Here is a 4,631-nt window from a genome sequence, read left to right as displayed (position 1 = left end):
GCGTCGTTGAGCCCCGCGGAGATCTGGTCGAGATTCGCGATCAGCCCGCCGATCTCACCACCGCGAAGAACCGGGAACTTCGCCAGTTGAGCGCTGACATCGTCGACCTGCCGGACGAGCGCTAGCGCCTGCTGCGCGTTCGCCTCGATGACGGTGGACGCGGGACCCGCGGCACTGATGAACTCGTCGATCACGGTGCGGTGCGCGGCCAATTCGCTGACCAGCCGATTTGTTTCGGTCAGCGCGAGCCGGATGTCGTCGGAACGGGCGGCCAGGGCCGTGACCAGCTGGGTGGACTGATCCAGCAGCCCACCGAGGTTGTCGCCTCGATCGCCGACCGCGCGCCCGAGTCCGTTCACGACGCTGGTCAGATTGCGGATGGCACCGCCGTTGACCAGCAGCGAGGCCGTGGTCAGCAATTCTTCGACGGTCGCCGCGGCCGAGGTCTCCGGCAACGCGATGGCATCTCCGTCGCGCAGCGCGGCGGTCGAGGGTGTGGCATCGATCGGTGCGTCGAGCGCCACGTAGACATCGCCGAGCGGGGTCGCGGTGCGCAGCTGCGCCCGAGTGCCGACCGGCAGTTCGACATCGGCCCGAATACGCAGCGCCACCTTGGCTTTGTAGTCGGCGACAGACATCTCGGCTACCTCGCCGACGTCGGCGCCCGCCAGCCGGACCTTCGCCTTCGCCGGCAGGTTCAGCGCGTTCGCGAACGTCGCGTTGATCGTGTAGCCGGACTCGCCCGACCCGGGTGCCGACAGCGGCAAGTCGTCGAGACCGACGCCACATCCGGTGGTCACCGTGACCACGGCGAGCGCCAGTGCCGCCGTCGTCAGCACGGAATTCCTGGTTCTCATCGAGGCAACCTACTCATCGCTTCCAACATGTCGGTGATACCGAAATCGGGTCCGAAATCTTGCAGAGTTCCTGTGCTGCAACCCAGTTGGCGCAGCCCGAGGATGTTGCACACCTCTTTGACCATCTGCCCGTCGAAGGCGACCCGGTCGAGGAGCGCGTGGATGCGCGCACCGCCTGCCTCCTGATCGACCGCGTTGTAGCCGTTGGCCAGCAACATCGGCGTCAGGTCGAGGAATTCGGCCAACTGGTCGCGATAGTCGGCGAGCGCCTTGACAACGGTTCCCGTGTCGGCGACCGCGTGGCGCAACGGCTCCCGATTGGCCATCAGCAGATCGTCGGCTTGCCGCATCACCGCGGTGATCTGCGCGCCGGTTGCTCCCGATCCGATCTCGAGCTGGGTCAACATCTCACCCAATTGCCCCGAGGCCGCGCCGAATTCACGGATGGTCTGATCACCGTCGGCGGCCGCCGCGACCAGTACCGACAGCTCCTGGGTGATCTGGGTGACCGCGTCCCGGGTCCCCGCTCCCGCGTCATCGCCCAGGCGCAGCGCCCGCGACAACTCGTCCATGGTCGCGCGCATCTGCTGCCCGTTGCCGCTGGTCGCCGACGAGGCGACGGCGAGTATCCGTGCGATCGGACCGTCACCGGGTTGCTCGCCGCCCAGCTCACCGGACAGGCCGTCGGCCATGGCCAGCAACCGATCCACCCCTACCGGCGTTCTGGTGCGCTCCAATCCGAGTGTCGTCCCGTCGCGCAGCGTCTCCCCGCCCCGGTACACGGGGGTGAACTCCACGTGCCGGTCGGTCAGGACCGATGTCGATACCGTCACCGCCATCGCGTCCGCGGGGATCTTCGCTTCGCCGTCCACCCGCATGGTCACCTCGACGTAGGCTCCTCGCGGCACGATCGTGGTGACCTCACCGACCGGCATCCCGAGTATCGCGACCGTGTTGTCGACGTATAGTCCTGCGGCACTGTCGAAATGGGCCACCACCGTGATGTCGTCGGGTCCGCTTCGCATCGGCGCGCTCGCGCAACCGACGAACCCGAGAACTGCGAGCACCGTGACGACCCGCACCAGCTTCATCAGTGTTCTCATCGACAATCTCCGAAATACTGTGGCAACTGGGCCAATTCGGCGTGTCCGCTCAGGGCGCACATCCACGAGTCGACGAGCACACCGCCGGGCGCGTTGAAGTCCACCGAGTTTCCGTTGCCGGAGGCGTTGGTCAGGTTGCGGACCGCGACGGGCAGGATCTGCAAGGTATTGCGCAGCAGGTCGTCGTGGCGGGCGAGGCTGCCGAGCAGCCCGTTGAGTCCGGTGAGTAGTTGGTCGATATCCGCCCGGTCATCGACGACGATGCCGCGGACCTGCTCGACCAGTCGAGTCGTCGCCGACATCAGCAACTCGATCGCTTGTCGCCGGGAGGCTATGTCGGTCAACAGGTCTCGACCCATACCGACGATCACTTCGACATCGGACTGCTGGCTGTTGACCATGGCGGTCAGCTCACGCACCCCGGTCAGCAAGGAACCCAATTCGTTCCGGCGGCTGCCCAGAATGCTCGACAACGTCCTGATATTGGTCAGCACGCCGGGAAGGACCGCGGGCACGCCGTCGAGCTGCGTGGCCAGGGTGTCGAGGGAGCGGCTGATCTGCGCGGCGTCGACCTGTTCGAACGTGGTGGTGGCGTTCTCCAGCGACTGTTGCAGATCGTAGGGAACAGCGGTGTGCGACAGCATGATCCGACGATCACGCAGCTCGCCGGGACCGGCCGGGCGCACCTCGACATAGCGGGCGCCGAGCAGCGTGGTCAGTTTGATCGCGGCGGTGGTCTCCGTGCCGAGCGGTACGTCGCCGGCGATCCGCATCCGCACCACGACGCGGTCACCCACCAGCGTCTGGCCGGTCACCGCACCGACCTGGACGCCGGCGACCGTGACGCTGTCACCGACGCGCAGCCCGGCTGCCTGGGCGAACTCGGCGTCGTAGCTGCGCTCGCCGACACCGAGCATGTTCCAGCCCAGCGCGCACGCCAGCAACACGACCAGTACGGCCAACGCCACGAGCCCCAGCATGCGCGGGCTCTGTTCTTCGATCGGCTGGGCGTACGAAGCGCTCAGCCGCCGAATTCGAGTCGAGAGTGTCATGAATTGCCTCACCTACAGATCGGCGATTGCTGAACGGTTCCGGCCGGGGTGGCCATTCTGACGATCGCCGGGATCAATTCCGAGAGCGCTGGGATCGCGGTGAAGCCGAGATTGCAGAGATAGACGTTGAGGTTCGCGCCTTCCTGGCTGACGCGGGCGATGCCCTTCAACAGCGCGGGCAGATTGAATCCCAGGTAGGCGAACTGATCCTTGTTCTGCTCGAAATGCCGGGTGAACCCAGGTTCCCGGTTCATCAGTCGCTCGAGCGCGGGCCGATCCTCGGCGACGACGGTCGCCATCCGGTCCGCGACTCCCGAGACCTCGGTCAACGTCGTCATCAGTTCGTCACGGTGACGCGCCAGCCCTTCGACGATGGTCCGGGTTCGGCTCAGCAAGGTGCTGAGTTCGGCCCGTCGGCCCGCCAGGCTCTGCACGACCTGGTTGAGATTGGTGATGACCGCGCCGAGCACCTGGTCTGGACCGGCCAAAGACTGTGCCAGCGTGGACATCTGCTCGATCAGCCGGGTCAGCGAGCCGACGTCGCCCTGCAACGCTTGCACGAGTGCGGCGGTGACATTGTCGACCTGCTGGGGATCGAGACCGCTGAACAGTGGTTCGAATCCGTTGAGCAGCGCCGAGAGGTCGAAGGACGGCTCGGTACGCTCCACCGGGATCTCCCCGTCGCTCGCGAGGACGGAGTCCACGCGGTTTTCCCCACGGGACAAACCGAGGTAGCGCTGTCCGATGACGTTCTGATAGGTGATGGCGGCCACGGTGTCGCCGTAGAGGTGCTGGGCATCTTGAACCCGAAACCGAACCCGGGCTCGGGTACCGGCGAGTTCTACCGCGTCGACACGTCCGACGCGTACCCCGGCCATCCGCACGTCGTCGCCGACCCGCAATCCGGTGGCATCGGTGAAGATCGCCGAATACGGCTTCGTCGAGCCGTCGATGCCGCGATTCAGGGTCACGAAGGTCATCGAGATGAGGGCGAACGCCACGACGAGAAAGATGCTGAGTCCGGCCACCGAACGACGATGCTGGTTCATCGTGGGGCACCTCCTGTTCCGGGGACACCGGTGGTGAGTAGTTGGGCCAGCACCTGTTCCGCGCTGTTGGCACCGCCCGCGAGCACCCGACCGATGAGGTCTTGCATCTGCGGGGTCAGCACAGGTTTCGGCATGGTGCGGGGATCGAGCGACGCGGGCAGCGGCTCGGCCGAGGTCGTCAGCGGCGCTGTCGCGCAGCTCAGGCCGGCGAGATCGCCGTAGCGGGGGCAGTCCGCCCGCGTGTACGCGGTGTCCGGGGTCAGCCTGATCTGGAATTTGCCGGTCCCGTTCTTGGTCTCCTCGTTCCAGAATTCGGCGAACCACACGTCCGACAAGTTCTTGATGCTGCCCACGATGGGACCGAAGTTCGAACTGCCCGCGGCGAAGACATCCAGGACCGGAGTGAGCTGATCGGTGGCCGTCACCATCTCCTCGACGTGGCGGTCCAATCCGCCGCCGACGGTCGACAACGTGGCGGTGCCCGCCGTGAGCAGGTTGCGCAGCTCGGCCTCCTGCTCGACGACAGCACGCATGGGGACGACCGCGGAATGCAGGGCATCGAGGAGATCC

The 4,631-nt window shown here is 66.1% G+C and carries 4 protein-coding genes and 1 pseudogene; all 5 read right to left on the bottom strand.

Features of this window, described 5'->3' with window-relative positions; translation table 11 throughout:
* Nucleotides 1-857: MlaD family protein (locus ACFWF3_RS25125; protein ID WP_379315678.1), on the bottom strand; the 857-nt coding region annotated here is incomplete at its 3' end.
* A complete protein-coding gene (locus ACFWF3_RS25120; RefSeq protein WP_379315676.1) occupies nt 854-1,960 on the bottom strand; it encodes an MCE family protein in 1,107 nt (368 codons plus the stop codon). The genes ACFWF3_RS25120 and ACFWF3_RS25125, both read right to left, overlap by 4 nt.
* Entirely contained in the window at nt 1,957-3,012 is a 1,056-nt protein-coding gene (locus ACFWF3_RS25115) for an MCE family protein (protein WP_379315674.1), read from the bottom strand. Before ACFWF3_RS25115 ends, ACFWF3_RS25120 begins: the two co-directional genes overlap by 4 nt.
* A gap of 8 nt (nt 3,013-3,020) precedes the next feature.
* A complete protein-coding gene (locus tag ACFWF3_RS25110; RefSeq protein ID WP_379315672.1) occupies nt 3,021-4,061 on the bottom strand; it encodes an MCE family protein in 1,041 nt (346 codons plus the stop codon).
* A pseudogene (locus ACFWF3_RS25105) lies at nt 4,058-4,631 on the bottom strand (mammalian cell entry protein); the annotation flags it as partial. The pseudogene ACFWF3_RS25105 and the gene ACFWF3_RS25110, both read right to left, overlap by 4 nt.

It is taken from the genome of Nocardia sp. NPDC060220 (assembly GCF_042727815.1).
Classification (GTDB): Bacteria; Actinomycetota; Actinomycetes; order Mycobacteriales; family Mycobacteriaceae; genus Nocardia.
The sequence above is the reverse complement of the archived record's forward strand: the minus strand, read 5'-3'. Positions and strand labels throughout refer to the sequence as shown.

Bases quoted from the DNA above. Each gene is read 5' to 3' on its own strand.
- ACFWF3_RS25115 (WP_379315674.1), bottom strand. From the start codon at position 3,012: ATGACACTCTCGACTCGAATTCGGCGGCTGAGCGCTTCGTACGCCCAG.
- ACFWF3_RS25110 (WP_379315672.1), bottom strand. From the start codon at position 4,061: ATGAACCAGCATCGTCGTTCGGTGGCCGGACTCAGCATCTTTCTCGTC.
- ACFWF3_RS25120 (WP_379315676.1), bottom strand. From the start codon at position 1,960: ATGAGAACACTGATGAAGCTGGTGCGGGTCGTCACGGTGCTCGCAGTT.